General features: G+C 40.9%; 14 protein-coding genes. 8 read left to right on the top strand and 6 right to left on the bottom strand.

Annotation, left to right across the window (positions count from 1 at the left end; all coding sequences use genetic code 11):
* The 7 genes from ACQY4U_RS07140 to ACQY4U_RS07110 all read left to right on the top strand — a co-directional run bounded on the left by ACQY4U_RS07140 (position 1) and on the right by ACQY4U_RS07110 (position 7,848).
* On the top strand, positions 1–339 hold the full coding sequence (locus tag ACQY4U_RS07140; RefSeq protein ID WP_428328705.1) for a DNA-directed RNA polymerase subunit omega: 339 nt from the start codon (positions 1–3) through the stop codon (positions 337–339).
* Positions 340–456: 117 nt separating this feature from the next.
* Positions 457–1,659, top strand: coding sequence for a bifunctional phosphopantothenoylcysteine decarboxylase/phosphopantothenate--cysteine ligase CoaBC (coaBC, locus tag ACQY4U_RS07135; RefSeq protein WP_428328704.1), 1,203 nt, complete (start codon positions 457–459; stop codon positions 1,657–1,659).
* Positions 1,656–2,552 (top strand): DUF4835 family protein, encoded by an 897-nt coding sequence (locus tag ACQY4U_RS07130; protein WP_428328703.1) that lies wholly within the window; start codon positions 1,656–1,658, stop codon positions 2,550–2,552. Before coaBC ends, ACQY4U_RS07130 begins: the two co-directional genes overlap by 4 nt.
* Positions 2,553–2,694: 142 nt before the next feature.
* The gene (locus tag ACQY4U_RS07125) at positions 2,695–3,069 is read left to right on the top strand and encodes a BlaI/MecI/CopY family transcriptional regulator (protein ID WP_428328702.1); all 375 of its coding nucleotides are present in this window, start codon (positions 2,695–2,697) and stop codon (positions 3,067–3,069) included.
* Positions 3,070–3,117: 48 nt separating this feature from the next.
* Entirely contained in the window at positions 3,118–5,127 is a 2,010-nt protein-coding gene (locus ACQY4U_RS07120; RefSeq protein ID WP_428328701.1) for a M56 family metallopeptidase, read from the top strand.
* A gap of 125 nt (positions 5,128–5,252) precedes the next feature.
* Positions 5,253–6,923 (top strand): DNA repair protein RecN, encoded by a 1,671-nt coding sequence (gene recN / locus ACQY4U_RS07115; protein WP_428328700.1) that lies wholly within the window; start codon positions 5,253–5,255, stop codon positions 6,921–6,923.
* A 112-nt stretch (positions 6,924–7,035) separates the two neighbouring features.
* Complete coding sequence (locus tag ACQY4U_RS07110; protein WP_428328699.1) at positions 7,036–7,848, top strand: enoyl-ACP reductase FabI; 813 nt, start codon at positions 7,036–7,038, stop codon at positions 7,846–7,848.
* Positions 7,849–7,934: 86 nt separating this feature from the next.
* Here the strand turns inward: ACQY4U_RS07110 and ACQY4U_RS07105 are convergent, their stop codons facing one another.
* Positions 7,935–8,327: a hypothetical protein gene (locus tag ACQY4U_RS07105; RefSeq protein WP_428328698.1), complete on the bottom strand. Its 393-nt coding sequence runs from the start codon at positions 8,325–8,327 to the stop codon at positions 7,935–7,937.
* Between the two features lie 200 nt (positions 8,328–8,527).
* Here ACQY4U_RS07105 and ACQY4U_RS07100 point away from each other — a divergent pair, with 200 nt between their 5' ends.
* Entirely contained in the window at positions 8,528–9,640 is a 1,113-nt protein-coding gene (locus ACQY4U_RS07100; protein WP_428328697.1) for a carboxypeptidase-like regulatory domain-containing protein, read from the top strand.
* A 12-nt stretch (positions 9,641–9,652) separates the two neighbouring features.
* Here the strand turns inward: ACQY4U_RS07100 and ACQY4U_RS07095 are convergent, their stop codons facing one another.
* The 5 genes from ACQY4U_RS07095 to ACQY4U_RS07075 form a co-directional block, all read right to left on the bottom strand.
* A complete protein-coding gene (locus ACQY4U_RS07095; RefSeq protein WP_428328696.1) occupies positions 9,653–12,370 on the bottom strand; it encodes a TonB-dependent receptor in 2,718 nt (905 codons plus the stop codon).
* A gap of 148 nt (positions 12,371–12,518) precedes the next feature.
* A complete protein-coding gene (gene dcd, locus ACQY4U_RS07090) occupies positions 12,519–13,055 on the bottom strand; it encodes a dCTP deaminase (RefSeq protein ID WP_428329734.1) in 537 nt (178 codons plus the stop codon).
* A gap of 189 nt (positions 13,056–13,244) precedes the next feature.
* Positions 13,245–14,096 (bottom strand): fumarylacetoacetate hydrolase family protein, encoded by an 852-nt coding sequence (locus ACQY4U_RS07085; RefSeq protein ID WP_428328695.1) that lies wholly within the window; start codon positions 14,094–14,096, stop codon positions 13,245–13,247.
* 48 nt (positions 14,097–14,144) lie between these two features.
* The gene (locus ACQY4U_RS07080) at positions 14,145–14,909 is read right to left on the bottom strand and encodes an SDR family NAD(P)-dependent oxidoreductase (RefSeq protein ID WP_428328694.1); all 765 of its coding nucleotides are present in this window, start codon (positions 14,907–14,909) and stop codon (positions 14,145–14,147) included.
* Positions 14,910–14,960: 51 nt separating this feature from the next.
* Positions 14,961–16,622, bottom strand: coding sequence for a UxaA family hydrolase (locus tag ACQY4U_RS07075; protein ID WP_428328693.1), 1,662 nt, complete (start codon positions 16,620–16,622; stop codon positions 14,961–14,963).
* Between the last annotated feature and the right edge of the window lie 11 nt (positions 16,623–16,633).

The following is a 16,633-nucleotide window of genomic DNA, read 5'->3' as shown; positions in this document are numbered from 1 at the left end:
ATGAACGCTAATAATAATGCAAACAAACCTGCTGCTCCTGCAAGCAGCACAATAACCCGCGATTTGCGTGAGTTAGACGTAAAGACCGACAATATTTATGAGTCGTTAGTAATTATGTCAAAGAGAGCTAACCAGATCTCAAATAACGTAAAGGAAGAATTACATCAAAAGCTTTCTGAATTTGCATCAGCAAATGATAACCTTGAAGAAGTGTTTGAAAACCGTGAGCAAATTGAGATCTCTAAATATTACGAAAAACTACCTAAACCATCATTGGTAGCTGTTCAGGAATTTTTAGATGATAAAGTTTACTACCGTAATCCAGCTAAAGAGCAATAAGCCGCCATTATCCCATTAATGGGATATAAGGTTATGATATAAAAAACTCCCCATTGGGAGTTTTTTTGTTTAATTTTAAATTTTAATCATCCCGCTTTCCGGAAGATCAGGCGATTTATGCTTCAAGGTAAAAACATTGTTTTAGGCATTTGTGGTAGTATAGCAGCTTATAAGTCGGCCTCTTTTGTGCGCCTGCTTATTAAAAGCGGTGCCAATGTGCAGGTAGTAATGACGCCCGATGCCACCAACTTTATAACGCCCCTCACGCTTTCAACCCTATCAAAAAAACCGGTGCTTGTTGATTATTTTATACCCGAAACCGGCGAATGGAATAACCATGTAGAACTGAGCCTGTGGGCCGATCTGTTTATTATTGCCCCGGCAAGCGCAAATACGCTGGCTAAAATGGCAAACGGCCTTTGCGACAACCTGCTGCTGGCCGTTTATCTATCGGCAAAATGTATGGTGTACTTTGCCCCGGCTATGGATTTGGATATGTGGAAGCATGATGCTACGCAGGATAATATCAGTAAGCTGCAAAGTTTCGGTAATATTATGATCCCGCCGGGTAATGGTGAACTGGCAAGCGGATTACATGGCGAAGGCCGCATGGCCGAGCCCGAAGAAATGATTGCCTTTTTACTGGCAGATATAAAAAAGAAACTTCCATTAGCCGATCATAAAATATTAGTTACTGCGGGCCCTACTTATGAAGCTATTGATCCGGTACGCTTTATCGGCAACTACTCATCAGGTAAAATGGGCTTTGCTATTGCTGATGAACTGGCCCGTTTAGGTGCTGATGTTACGCTGATAGCCGGGCCATCGGCGCAAAAAAGCAAACAACATACGGTTAAACGGATAGATGTAACTTCGGCAGCAGAAATGCTGGATGCTTGCTTGCAGCATTTTGATGAATCAAAAGCCTGTATTATGAGTGCCGCCGTTGCTGATTATACGCCCGCTGTGGTTGCAGAACAAAAGATCAAAAAGCAGGATGCTAATTTTAGCCTCGACCTGAAAAAAACTACGGATATATTAGGGGTTTTGGGAACACGTAAAAAAGCAGGACAAGTATTGGTTGGCTTTGCGCTGGAAACCAATAACGAAGAGGCCAACGCAATTGGTAAGCTGCAAAGAAAGAACCTCGACTTTATTGTGTTAAATTCGTTAAACGACGAAGGCGCAGGTTTTAAAAAGGATACCAATAAAATAACTATAATTGATAGCAAACTGCAAAAAACGGCCTACCAATTAAAGAGTAAGGATGAAGTTGCACATGATATTTGCCAAAAAGTGATTGAACTGATTAAAGGATGAAAAAAATAAGCCTGTACATATTGTTGGTTTGTTTAGGTTTTAGCGCTGCTGCGCAGGACCTGAATGCAAGGGTGCAGGTACTTTCGCCAAAAATACAATCAACCAATAAGCGCATTTTGCAAACGCTTGAAACCGCCATGAAAGATTTTTTGAATGGCCGTAAATGGAGCGCTGATAATATTTTACCACAGGAAAGAATTGATTGCAATTTTGTGCTGAACGTTACCTCATGGGATGGCAGCAGCGCTTTTAGCGGCGAGCTGCAGGTACAATCATCAAGGCCTGTATTTAATTCGGCCTACACCACTACCCTGTTGAGCGTAAACGATAAGGACATAGATTTTAGCTATACCGAAGGCCAAACCATTGATTTTACCGATCAGAATTTTCAAAGTAACTTAAGTTCCATTATGGCTTTTTATGCCTACATAATTGTGGGTATGGATTATGATTCTTTTTCAAGATTTGGCGGTACCCCATATTTTCAGGCGGCACAAAATGTGGTTACCAATGCCCAAACCTCATCAAACAAAGGATGGAAAGCCTTTGACGGTACGGTAAACCGGTATTGGCTGGCCGAAAACCTGAACAGTAAACTTTATGAATCGCTGCGTGGTTTTATGTATGATTACCACCGCAATGGGCTGGATCTGATGTCGGACAATGCAGGTAAGGCCCGTAAAGCTATTTCGGCTTTGCTCCCTACCCTCGCCCAGGTTGACAGGCAAAGGCTTGGCTCTATGTTCCCGCTGGTTGTTTTTACCGCTAAAAGTAACGAGCTGGTTTCCATTTTTTCTAAAGCAGACTCGCAGGACCGTCTGCAAGCTATGACTATTTTAAGCGAGGCCGACCCGGCCAATGGGCTTAAATACCAAACACTCCAAAAAAACTAAGTCCACCCAATTATTTTTTCCTGGCTGATTTCCTGTAACGTTTTGCTAATATAAACGTCTTTTTAAAAAAAGTTTATAAATAATTTGGATATACGAAATCTATCGTACATATTTGTACGAAGAAATTCGTACAGTAAATAAAATGGAAATAAAACCAACAGAAAGCGAACTCGAAATATTGCAGGTGATTTGGAAAGAGGGCCAATGCAGTGTTAGGGATGTGCATGAAGAATTAGCTAAAAATAAGGATGCCGGTTACACCACAACTTTAAAGCTGATGCAGATTATGCACGATAAGGGATTAGTGGAAAGAGATACCACCGCAAAAACCCACCTGTACAAAGCGGTGATAACCCGCGGGCAGGCGCAGCAAACGGCTTTGGATAAAATTATATCAACGGTATTTAAAGGGTCGACATCTGATTTGGTGATCCAGGCGCTGGGTAATCACCGTGCATCAAAGGATGAAATTGATGCGATAAAGAACTACCTGCAACAGTTTGAGGATAAAGATTAATTCAGCATTCAGATAAATAGGCGATCAGTCATTTAAAAAAATTAAAAAATGGGAACTATATTATATAACATAAGCCAGGTTTTAGGCATAACCATTATCCACTCACTATGGCAGGGGCTGTTAATATATTTTATACTCCGGGTGGCTTTGCTGTTAGCAGGGCAATTGTCTGCATCAAAAAAATATGTTTTAGCTTTAGTAAGCCTGGCCGCTATAACTGGCTGGTTTGGTTATACGCTTATTAATGAGATCCACATTTATAACTGGTTAGCCGTTGCGCCATCAAAATTATCTGACATTCCCTTAATGTTTAACCTACCAGCAGGAATAGGGCAATTTAATGATCAAACCATCCGCTATTATTATAGCATTGAAGGCTACCTGCCCTATATAACAGCCATTTATGCTGGCGGCTTACTTTTCAATATTGTGAGGCTTATCCTTGCCCGTAAAAAAACAAACATCATCAGGCAAACCATGAGCATTGATGTGGTTTTACAAAGGCAGGTTAAAAAGTTTTCGGATATGCTTAACCTTAGCAAACATGTACAATTTGGTTTAAGCAGGCATATTGATGTGCCTTGCATGATAGGATATTTTAAACCAGTGATACTTTTACCTTTCACCCTATCATCCTATTTATCAGCCGAGGAAATTGAGGCCATATTATTACATGAACTGGCCCATGTAAAACGAAATGATTATCTGGTGAATATGCTACAGCAGGTTATCGGCATACTGCTGTTCTTTAATCCATGTGCTCAACTCATCAACAAAATAATTAATGAAGAGCGGGAGAATTGCTGCGATGACCTTGCCGTTAACGCAACTGCCAACCCTCTTTTATATGCAAAGGCCTTGTTAAAATTAGAACAAACCCGGGAGAATAACTTCCAGTTAGCACTGGCAGCCACCGGAAAAAAATATCAATTATTAAACAGAATAGAACGGATCATGAAAACCAAAAAACAAACCCCAAGTCTGCGCCCCGCATTACTGGCCACGCTGATATTAACCATAGGCATAGGAGGCATAGCACTGCTTAACCCCGAAATTGCACAGGGCAAAATATCTATTAAAGCTATAACTCCGATAATTAAAAAGCTTGCTGCCGATACCTCGGTAAAAGCAACAGGTAAAAAAGCTATGGTATTCAAAAAAATAGTGGCTGCTAAAAAAGCAAAAGAGGCTGCCGAACGGAACGGCGCCTACATGAACGGGGATAAAAAACTGGAAGAACTTACCGCCGAGGTTGACAAGCACGCGGCAGCGATAGACAAATATTACGCAAGTGGATCGTTCAAAGCTACGCAGGAGCAGATGGAGCAGATTGGTAAGGACATGGAAAATATGTACAACAACCCTGACATGAAAAAACAGCAGGAAGAATTAGAAAAAGTAAGCCAAAACTTTGCAGCAAACTATGGTAATAATGATAAGCTGAAAAAAATGCAGGAAGGCATGGGCGATGCCGGCGCCAAAATTGGTAAATATTACGGCAGCCCTGAGTTTAAAAAAATGAACGATGAGCTTAAAAAGAAGTATGGCATTAAAAACAGCGAATATTACGATGATAGCGACCGTAAGGACGAAAACTATAAAAAATACCAGGCCGAATTAGAAAGCCGTACACCTGCTGATGTAAAAAAACAAAGCGAAAAACTAAAAGTAATGGGCGAGCAAATGAGCGCTCAATATAATTCGCCTGAATTTAAGGCACAGAACCAACGTTTAAAAGCACTTAGCGACAGCATAACTAAAGCTTATAACAAACCCGAAATGAAGCTGAAGCAAGAGGAGATGCAAAAATTAGGGATGAAAATGCGAACTTATCAAAATAGTGCAGAGATAAAGAATGAGCAGAAACTACTGCAGGAAGCTGTAAGAAAAATGACGGCCTATATTAAAAGCCCCGAATACAAACAGTACCTGCGTAAAATGAAAATGAATTATTCGTTCAACTATGATTTTAATTCGGATGAGAAATCTGAGCGACCTGAAAAACCAGAGAAGCCGGAAAAACCAGAGAAAGTAGAACAACCAGAATCTGATAATTAACGGGTCAACATCAGGCTGTAAACAACCTGGTTGATAAATAATCTGCACATATCAGGTGTTCCCCTAAACAACATAATCAACTAAAACCGTAATTTAGTATCCTCCAAACAGAGGGTACTTTTTTTATGCTTCAAAAGCTCAGTATTAGTAATTACGCTTTAATTGACAACCTCGAAATCAGTTTTGATAAGGGGTTAAATATACTTACCGGCGAAACCGGCGCGGGTAAATCTATCATTTTAGGTGCGCTTTCGCTCATTTTAGGTCAGCGGGCCGAGAGCCGTTATTTTTTCAACCAGCAAAAAAAATGCATTATCGAAGGGTCCTTTAAAATAGGGAACTTTCATTTAAAACACTTTTTTGAGGATAACGACCTTGACCACGATGCCGAAACCGTTTTACGGCGCGAGATCTCTGCCGATGGCCGCTCCCGTGCTTTTGTGAATGATACGCCCGTTAACTTAGCCACCCTAAAAGCATTAGGCGAAAAGCTGATAGATATTCACTCGCAACATGCAACGCTTGAAATAAACGACCCCGAATTTCAATTATTAGTAGTTGATGCCGTGGCTAAGCATGATGACCTGCTGAGTGATTATCGCACCAAATTCAGGGCTTACAAAAAATCAACCGGCAAACTGCTACAACTTATTGAAGAAAGCGACAAAGCAAAAGCCGATTTAGATTATTACCAGTTTCAGTTTGATGAGTTGGAGAAGGCCGAACTGGATGCCGATGAGCAGGAATTATTGGAACAGGAGCTTTACGCCCTTAACAATGCCGGCGAAATAAAAAGAAACCTTACGGGCGCATTTTATTTAATGCAGGAGGGCGAAACTTCGGCAATTATACAACTGCGCGAGGCCGGGCACCAGTTACTGGCGCTCGAGAAATTTAACCCTGAGATTGCTGAACTGCACAAACGCCTTAACAGCACCGTTATTGAACTAAAGGATATAGCTGCCGAAATTGACGGGCTGGAGCAACGCACCCAAACCAATGATGCACGTGCCGAAGAAGTAAATACCCGGCTAAGCCTTATTTATATATTACAGAAAAAACACCGGGTTGCTACCAATGCCGAATTACTGCAATTGCAGGATGATCTTTCCGAAAAAATACAACAGGCAGTTTTTGGTGACGAAGCCATTGAAAAATTAAGACATCAACTCGGTACTGATAAAAAGGAACTTGAAAAATTAGCCGCCGAACTTTCTGCAAATCGTAAAAAAGTGATCCCCGCTATAGAGAAACAAGTATTGCAAACTCTTGCCGAAATGGGAATGGCCAATTCGAGTATAAAAATTGAGCAGGCGGTGCGAAAATCAGAGACTCCCGACTTGCTGAATAAGAATGGTATAGATGATGTACGCTTTTTGTTCTCGGCAAATAAAGGGCATGCTTTATCCGAAATGAGCAAGGTAGCATCAGGCGGTGAGCTTTCAAGGCTGATGCTGAGTATTAAATCGCTCATTGCACAAAATACAGCATTACCTACTATTATATTTGATGAGATAGATACAGGCGTATCAGGCGAGGTAGCCAACCAGGTTGGGCAAATAATGGAGCGCCTGGCTGATAACCTGCAGGTTATTACCATTACTCACCTGCCGCAAATAGCAAGCAAGGGCCAGAGCCATTATTTTGTTTATAAAGATGATGATGACGCAACCACCTTTACCCGTATTAAACAACTGGATAAACAAGAGCGGATATTGGAAATTGCCAAAATGCTAAGCGGAGATAAACCTGGTGAAAGTGCCCTGCAAAATGCAAAAGAACTATTGAAAAATTAGGAAAATAGGCCTTAAGACAGTCGGTTTTTAGTATTTAATACGATATAAAACTGCTTAATGTAAACTACAAACTAATTTATAACTTTGACACTTATAAAACTAATCCAATCTTATGGCTTATAACTTATTAAAAGGTAAAAAAGGTATCATTTTTGGTGCGCTGAATGAGCAATCCATTGCCTGGAAAGTGGCTCAGCGTGCTGTTGAAGAAGGCGCAGAAATTATTTTGACCAACGCCCCCATAGCCCTGCGCATGGGAGAACTAAATAAACTGGCCGAAGAGTGCAACGCACCTGTTATTGCTGCCGATGTAACCAGCAATGATGATATTGCCAACCTGTTCACTAAATCAAAAGAGCATTTTGGTGGCGGAGTTGATTTTATCCTGCATTCTATTGGTATGAGTGTTAATGTGCGCAAAGGCATTAAATACACCGATAACAATTACGATTTTACGCACAAAGGTTTAGATATATCAGCATTGAGCTTGCACAGGGTATTACAAACTGCCATGAAAATGGATGCCATAAACGAGTGGGGTTCAGTTTTGGCCTTAACTTATATTGCAGCACAGCGTGTATTCCCTGATTATAATGACATGGCTGATAACAAAGCCTACCTGGAAAGCATTGCACGCAGCTTTGGTTATTATTATGGCGTACAAAAAAAGGTTCGTATCAATACAGTTTCGCAATCACCTACACGTACAACTGCAGGTTCGGGCGTTAAAGGCTTTGATGGCTTTATTAACTACGCCGAAAAAATGAGCCCGCTTGGTAATGCTGATGCTAATCAATGTGCTGATTATTGTGTAAGCATGTTTTCTGATCTTACCAAGATGGTTACCATGCAAAACCTGTTTCACGATGGCGGTTTCTCCTTTACCGGTGTAACACAGGCTGTTATTGAGCAAATGGAAAAATAATTATTTACTAAAATATTAAACTAACAAAAACGACGCTTTACCATAGGTAACGCGTCGTTTTTGCTTCATAAATAAGTTCCTTTTTCTTAGTTCGAATCAATTAATAACAGTTTTACAACTGCATCAGCAGGTGGCTGTATAACCGTAACACCATCAGATGCCTGGGCGTACAAAGCTAAACTACCCGGATTGTGGGTATAGCTGAATGATATTCCCTGGTAAACTTCAGGAATTTGCTCATATACACCACTGGTAAAGCTAAAATAAACCAGCACACCGCCATGATCATTAAAATAGCTGTCAATTTCGGGGGTGTTGATTACTGATGAGTATGTTTTACCACCATCGGTAGTAGTCCAGGTATTGGATTTAACATTTAACAAAATGGTTTGATTCGGGTTAGGTGTAATGTACTTTTTAGTACATGAAGATGCTGCGATCACTATAATGCAGCCAATGATGGATAAGATTTTTTTCATAAGTATATGTTTAATTAACTATAAGAACAACGTTTTTTAAAAAGGTTTAATATAGTTTTTAATTTTTTTTTAAAAACAGCAGACTCAAAAACCATGCAATTGAGGCTGAGCATTATAAATGCTACCCTCTTCCTGTTATCTGATCAAAAAATAAAATCACAAAACCATCTCAATAACTAACTATTTAGTTAATTTTAAATATGATTAAGCAATTGCTCATTTTTCTGTTTTTACTACCTTTTAGCGGCTTTGCGCAATACACAATTACAGGTACGGTAATTAGCACGAGTGATAAAAAACCAATTGCTAATGCCAGTGTGTTTTTAAACAATGCCGTTGTGGGCACAAAATCCGACGATAATGGTTCATATACCTTAACGGGGGTAAGACCCGGCCAATATGACCTTGTTGTTTCGGTAGTCGGGTTTGAAACCTACCATCAAAATATAATGGTGAACAGCAATATTAAATTGGCCGGGATTGAAATATCTCCCAAAACCATCCTTTTACAGGAAGTACGCATCAAACCCAATAACAATTGGGCAAGGGATTATGAATTGTTTAAAAGATACTTTTTCGGTCCATCTGCATACGCAAAGGATTGTAAGATCCTTAATCCCGACCTGCTCGACCTTGACTATAATAGTAGTACCCGGGTGCTTACCGCCAGGTCAAATGATTTTTTAGAGATAGAAAATAAAGCTCTCGGTTATAAGATACGATACTTATTATCTGATTTTAAAAATGATACTGTTACCTCCATCTCTTATTATGAAGGTACAGCATCTTTCCAGGAACTTGATGGCTCATCGGCCCAAAAACGAAAATGGGCAAAAAACAGGCTCAATGCTTACGAAGGTTCAAGCGTTCACTTTTTACGTTCCCTTATCAACAACACCTATGAACTGGAAGGCTTTAAAGTTTTCAGACTGATCAGGAAGCCTAACCCCAGTTACGATGGGTTTAACAATAAATATATTCAAAATTTAGTGAACACGCCTTTAACCGCCAATGAATTTGCCAGCCTTACTGACGTAAAAGGTGAATTTGCTTTAGGTTTTAAAGATTGCCTTTATATACTTTACAATAAAAAAAGAGCGCATTTAAAACCGGATCCCAACCTTTTAATATCGCCTGATTACCTGGACGATCCTTTAGCTACAACCGTAATATTTAATGATCCGCATGCATTTTTTGATTACAATGGCATCATTATGAACCCCAGAAGTGTAATTTTTGACGGTAACTGGGCTACAAGGCTTATTGCCGAACTGTTACCGGTTGATTATGTACCAACGGCAACAACAAAATAACAGGCCCGGGAACTATTGTACCTTATACCTGTAAACCTGCCGGCCTAAATTACCATCGGCGTCAATACCCTCAACCACTACACGATAGGTACCTTTTGTATCAGCATTAAAATACTCAAATGATGCCTTACCATCCTTATCGGTAATGATGTTTGGTTTCCAGTAAATAGTATTTCTAATATCAGGAATCTGAGTATTGGTTTTAGGGTTATCATACTGTGGCGAATAAAATTCACGGGCTTTATAATATCCTTTGGGCGTATATATAACCACACCCGGTGCATACCGTAATAAATCAGCGTTTGAACGACCACGTTTTGTAGTGATAATCAAAGCTCCGTTTGCGGCACGGCTTCCGTAAATTGCGGCAAAATGTAAGCTTACAATTGCTTCAACGCTTTCAACTGTAGTGGGATCAATTTCTGTAAAAACATCATCATCAACAAAATTACCGTCAACCACTATTGCCATTGTTGCATTTTGGCGAATATTATAAGGCAGTCCATTTTTAAATGTAACACCAGGAATTAATCCCTGTAAACAATTCAGCAAAAAGCTACCACAGTTGCCAAGCTTATCAGCTAATATTACCGCATCTGCATTACCTGGACCATTCAGGTTTTCAGACCGTAGTACCACGTTTTTCTTTTCCTTGATCACAACCTCATTAAGCATTATAGGACGCTTTACTACACCATATTTAATAAGGTTTTCATAATAATCCTTACTGCTTTGCAAAAAGGGTGATAAACCATCACCAAGATTTACTTTTTGGTCGGGTGCATTTTTATTAAAGCCAACAGGTTGTGGTGATACAGTATTTAGATTAATCTTAATGTTTTTACGGTCTTTGGCACTCCTACCCTGAATTAAAAACTTAGTACTATCATTAAAAACCATGTCGTTAAAGGTAAAATTACCTTCATTGTCTGATAGGGTATCTATCATAAAAAAACCGCCCTTATTACTCAGTATCCTTACCTGCCCTTTTGCTAATGGCTTATTAAAGATCATTGATTTTAATTGGCCCGATATAGCAAGTGATTTTTCAACCTGGTAAACAGGGGCCGGGATACTATTATTTAATAGTTGCTTCCATTCAAATCTGCGGTATCCCTGTGTAAGCATCAGCACATCAAGATCAGCCCGCGTTTTTTCATTTACGTCGGCAAAATAATAATTAGGCTTTTCAATGTAGCCCTTTATATCTGATGTTAGCAGCAAGTTACTGATAATTGTATTTTCCGAAGCTTCATCAACCGGCATTTTTGTTTCGTTTGTTACAGATACTGAAAAACTACCCATAACTGGTTTATCTACCCTGTCAGCAACATTAAGCATTACTTTTACTTTTTCACGCGGTGCATAACTTTCCTTTGCGGTTAAATCCATTTTAAGCTGATCGGCATTCTGAATAAATACCAAACGTTCGTTCAAAGGCTCCCCGGCAGGAGAAAAAAGCGTAAACTGTACTATACCTGAAGGAAATTTTCTTTTCAAGATATGAGCTGTAAAATCTTTAGTTCCAGGTTCACTTTTGGCAGCGTAATACACAACACCGTTAGCCTGGGCAATTAATATTAAGCCCCCGGGCTGTGCAGTGCCTGCAGCAGCTGTTGCACCGGGTAATATTTTTACTGTTAAAGCATATTTTGCAGTATCATCAATGGCAATTGAAAATCCCTCATTCCCTGCCTTCGGCAAATCAACAGTATTTTCAGAGCCATCTGCATAAGTCAGCTTTGCTTTATAGCTTTTACCACTTTCGGGAGTGAATGAAAAACTGCCCATCCCTAAATGTGTACTGTTAAAATTGGCTACTTCCTTATTCTGACCGTCAACCACTATACCTTTTACATCGGTCCCTAAACCATCGGCCCCTATAGCCTTAAACGCAATTTTTGAATCATTACCATTAACAAGGTTTCCTCCTTCAGGAAAAAACTGAACATCAACATTACCTGATGTTGCCTTTAACAATATTTGTTTCTCAACGGTTGTTTTATCACTTATCTGTAAAGAGGTAATAATTTTTCCATTTTTAACCGCACCGGCCTGTTTACTGCTAAAACTGATGTTTATGTTACCAATATCATCTGTTTGACCTTTACCGCGGCCAATTGTTTTGCCGCCAATTTTCACTTCGTAACTTACATTTTTACTTGCATAGCGCTTACCATTTGCATCGGCAAAACTAATGCTTGCGTTTACTTTATGCTCATTATTTTGTGTACTGTAGGTGTACTTGGTTTGGGTATAAACACTATTGTTTATAGCACTTACCACATTGATGGTTTTATCAAAAAAGTAATCTTCGCCGGCATTGCGCATCCAGTTTGTGTAGGCGCGGATACGGTAATTACCTTCTTTAATAGTATCTGACAGGGTAAAATCGCCCCAGCTCACACCGCTTTCTATAGGTAATTTAATGCTTTGCTTTATGGAATCGCGATCATCTATCAGGTCGACATTGAGCACACCACTTAGTGCCGATAGCTGGTGCTTACGGGCAATAACATCATAGGCCTTAAACCAAATGGTATCGCCGGTTGCATAATAGGGCTTATCCATTTGCAGGTAGATCTTCTCCTGCGGATTGCTGCCGAGCCATGCATCCAATTGTGCAGCTATTTTGCTGATGATCGGATCGTCGTCAACAATTTTAAACGCCAGGAACGAAGTGACTCCAACAATCAGGAAAAGGACGGCAATTATGCGTTTGTAGTTCATAGGGGCAATAAGGGTTTAGAAACCCCAATCTACACATAAAAACCCCCATTATTGGTAACAAGATTATTACAATACACAAAGCATTGATTAATAATTAATTGACTAAAAACTTAGTGACACTAACAGCAAATAAGCTTCCTGAATTAACTTAAAACTTATTCTTCCACATCATACTCTCAACTGGGCGGGTTGATGGCGAATTGTATTTGGCGTTTGGCTTGGTATTGTAAAAGGTTTCTATCTCGCCTTCCACCACAAAATATATAAGCTGTCCAATAGGCATGCCAGCATAAATTTTAACAGGTTGTGTACATGATATTTCAAGTGTCCAGGTGTTACAGAAACCTACATCTCCCTTACCGGCGGTAGCATGTATATCAATCCCCAAACGGCCTGTGCTTGATTTACCTTCTAAAAAAGGAATATGCTTATGGGTTTCGGTGTATTCCATCGTAACGCCCAGGTACAGCGTATTGGTTTGTAAAACAAATCCATCCTTAGGGATCTCAAAAAAAGAAATTTCGTTATGAAGCTTGGCATCCAGCACCCTGTCTTTATAAGTAGCAAGGTATTTACCCAAATGTACATCGTAGGAGTTTGTACCTAAACATTCGCGCTGAAAGGGCTCAATAATGATGTGTCCTTTTTCTATTTCCTCTAAAATTGTTTTGTCTGATAATATCATGGTAGTCCCTGTAATAAGGCGTTCTAAATTATAACTAATTGCTGCCCCGGGCAATACCATATTGCCAACAATTGTTTTGGAAAGATGTGGAAAGAAAAGTTTAAATGACAGGCTTAGCCCTCAAATAGTTATTGCAAACACAGGGAAGAATGTTGCAATCTCTCCCTGCGTTTGGATGTAACGGGTTTCTTATTCTGGTTTATAATCAACCAATACCTGGCGGGATTCGCCCAAACCGTCAATACCTAACTCAACAACGTCGCCAGCTTTTAGGTATAGCGGTGGTTTCATACCCAGGCCTACGCCTGCCGGTGTACCGGTTGATATAATATCGCCGGGCAAAAGGGTCATGAACTGGCTGGTATAGGATATAAGCTGCGGTAAATTAAATATAAAGTTGGCGGTTGTGCCATTTTGCATTAGCTGGCCATTAACTTTTAACCATAAGCGCAGGTTATGCGGATCCTCAATTTCATCCTTAGTGGCAAAAAACGGACCGATGGGTGCAAACGTATCGCAACCCTTACCTTTATCCCAGGTGCCGCCGCGCTCAATCTGGAACTCGCGTTCTGAAACATCATTATGCAATACGTAGCCGGCAACATAATCCATTGCATCAGCCTCGCTTACATAACTTGCTTTTGTACCTATCACCACGGCCAATTCAACCTCCCAATCTGTTTTTACCGAATTTTTAGGGATGATAATATCATCAAACGGACCAACAATGGCCGTTGTGGCTTTCATAAATATTACAGGCTCGGTTGGTGGTGTTGCATTAGTTTCTTTAGCATGATCAACATAGTTAAGGCCGATGCAAACTATTTTTGAAGGCCGGCCAAGCGGGCTGCCCAAGCGCACATCTTCGCCAATTTCAGGCAGCAGGTTGCTTTCCACAAAATCGGTTAAGCGGTTTAAGCCGTCGTTCTCAAAAAAGGCTTCGCCGTAATCTTCGCCAAATGCCGAAGTATCATATTTTTTATAATTGATAATAACCCCGGTCTTTTCTTTCCCGGGCTCGCCAAATCGTATCAGCTTCATAGGGTATGGATATTAGTTGTGTAAACCTTTGCAGGTTTATTTAAAATCTTAATTGTTCAATGTAATAAAACCACCATCAATAGGGTAATCGCTGCCGGTAATAAAGCCGGCCTCGTCCGAGCATAAATATAAGGCAAGCGCGGCAACTTCTTCCGGTTGGCCCATCCTGCCGATTGGCTGCGATTTTGAAAGCTTTTCGAAAATCTCAGCCTCCTTGCCCGCATAGTTTTTAGCTATAAATCCATCTACAAACGGTGTATGGATGCGTGCCGGGGAGATGCTGTTACAGCGGATATTATCATTAATATAATCGCGGGCAACAGACATGGTCATGGCGTAAATAGCACCCTTGCTGGTTGAATAGGCAAACCTGTCAGTAATACCCACATGCGCTGCAATTGATGCCGTATTTAAAATAACCCCACCTCCATTTGTTTTCATTATAGGCACAACAGCAAACAAACAATTATAAGCGCCTTTAACATTCACATTCATCACCCTGTCGAAATCAGTTTCGGCCGTTGTATCAACGCGGCCCACGTGCGCTATTCCAGCATTATTTATCAAAACATCAACCTTGCCTATCTTAGTAAAGGTATCAATTACCTGCTGTTGCTTGCTTACATCGCAGGTGTGGCTAAATGCCTGGCCACCGGCGGTTAATATTTCATTAACAGCAATTTCGGCAGCATCTGTATTTAGTTCGATGATGTGCACTACCGCGCCCTGCTTTGCAAAAAGCAAGGAAATAGCTTTACCTATGCCACTGCCGCCGCCCGTTATAATTACTGTTTTATTGGTTATTTTAAACATCTTCTATTAATTAATGAAAGCCGAAGCTTTTAGTCAGCAATTTCTCAAACCCTATAAAGACACGCCCCTTTTCCAGGGGATAAAATCATCCTGCCCTAACTGCACTGCCTTGGGTTCAATTTCGCCGCTGGCAACCTGTATCACGTAGTCTAATATCCGCTCGCCGGCTTGCTCAATAGTTTCTTCGCCTTCTATAATGGTTCCGCAGTTTATATCGATAATATCCGGCATTTTAAGCGCGATTGCCGTATTGGTTGAAAGCTTTATTACCGGGGTTACCGGGTTACCTGTTGGTGTGCCCAGGCCAGTAGTAAATAAAACAATGTTGGCACCGGCAGCAACCTCGGCAGTAGTACTTTCCACATCGCTGCCGGGTGTGCAAAGCAGGTTGAGGCCACCCTTAGTCACCTTTTCGGGATAATCCAATACATCCATAACAGGTGATGTGCCGCCTTTTTTGGCAGCCCCTGCCGATTTTATAGCATCGGTAATTAAGCCATCCCTGATGTTGCCCGGTGATGGGTTAGCGTAAAAACCTGATCCATCAGCTTCTGCACGGGCATTATAGGAGGTCATGAGTTTCATGAAATAGTTGGCCTTTTCCTCATTGATACAACGATCACTCAATTCCTGCTCAACACCGCAAAGTTCAGGAAATTCAGCTAAGATCACCGAGCCGCCCATAGATACTAAAAGATCAGATACATAACCTAAAGCCGGGTTTGCAGATATACCCGAAAAGCCATCCGACCCCCCGCACTCCAACCCGATACATAATTTTGATAAAGGTGCCGGCTCCCGCTGCTGCTGATCGGCCTGAACCAGGCCTGCAAAGGTTTGCTTTAAGGCCTGCTGCATCATTTCGCTTTCGGTGCCCACCTTTTGCTGCTCAAGTACAACCATTGGCTTACTGAAGTTTGCATCCCGCTTTTTTATCTGCTCCTGCAAAATGCTTACCTGTGCGTGCTGGCAACCTAAACTTAGTATGGTTGCACCCGCTACATTAGGGTGGGTGATGTAACCGGCTATCAGTCCGCATAGCGTATCTGAATCTTCTTTTGTGCCGCCGCAGCCCATGCTGTGGTTTAAAAACTTAATGCCATCTATATTTTTAAACAGCCGTTTTGACCGGGCCTTATCGGCACCTGCCTGTATATCGGCATTTAATATTTCCTGTACGGATTTGCCCGCCTGGTAAAGATCAATCAACTGATCCACATCTCCCTCGTAACTTTTGGCTTTTTTGTAACCCAATTTTTCAGACAATGCTTCTTTCAAAACATTGATGTTCCGGTTCTCGCAAAATACCAGGGGGACAACCACCCAGTAATTATTTGTACCAACTGAACCATCGGCACGGTGATAGCCCATAAAGGTTTTATCAGCATATTTCCCGGTATCGGGCTTGTGCCAGCTGAGTTTACGTTCACCTAATTTAAATGAACCTGCTGCATGGTGAACCGTTTGCGTGCTGATAGGGCCACCCTGCGGGACAGGTACAACTGCCCTGCCTACCAATACCCCATACATTAAAATCTCATCGCCGGGCTGCAGATCAGTTAGGCTGAACTTATGCTTGGCTGCAACACTATCAGTAAGTGCAAATGTTGCCCCGTTAAAGTTTATAATTGTACCCTGTGTCAAATTCTGCAAGGCTACCAATACATTATCTTTTGGATGGATCTGTAAATATGTATCTCTTTGTACCGACATCTCTGTATCTT

The sequence above is a fragment of the Mucilaginibacter sp. genome, assembly GCF_965277465.1.
Taxonomy (GTDB): domain Bacteria; phylum Bacteroidota; class Bacteroidia; order Sphingobacteriales; family Sphingobacteriaceae; genus Mucilaginibacter.
This window is presented reverse-complemented; position numbering and strand designations above follow the sequence as displayed.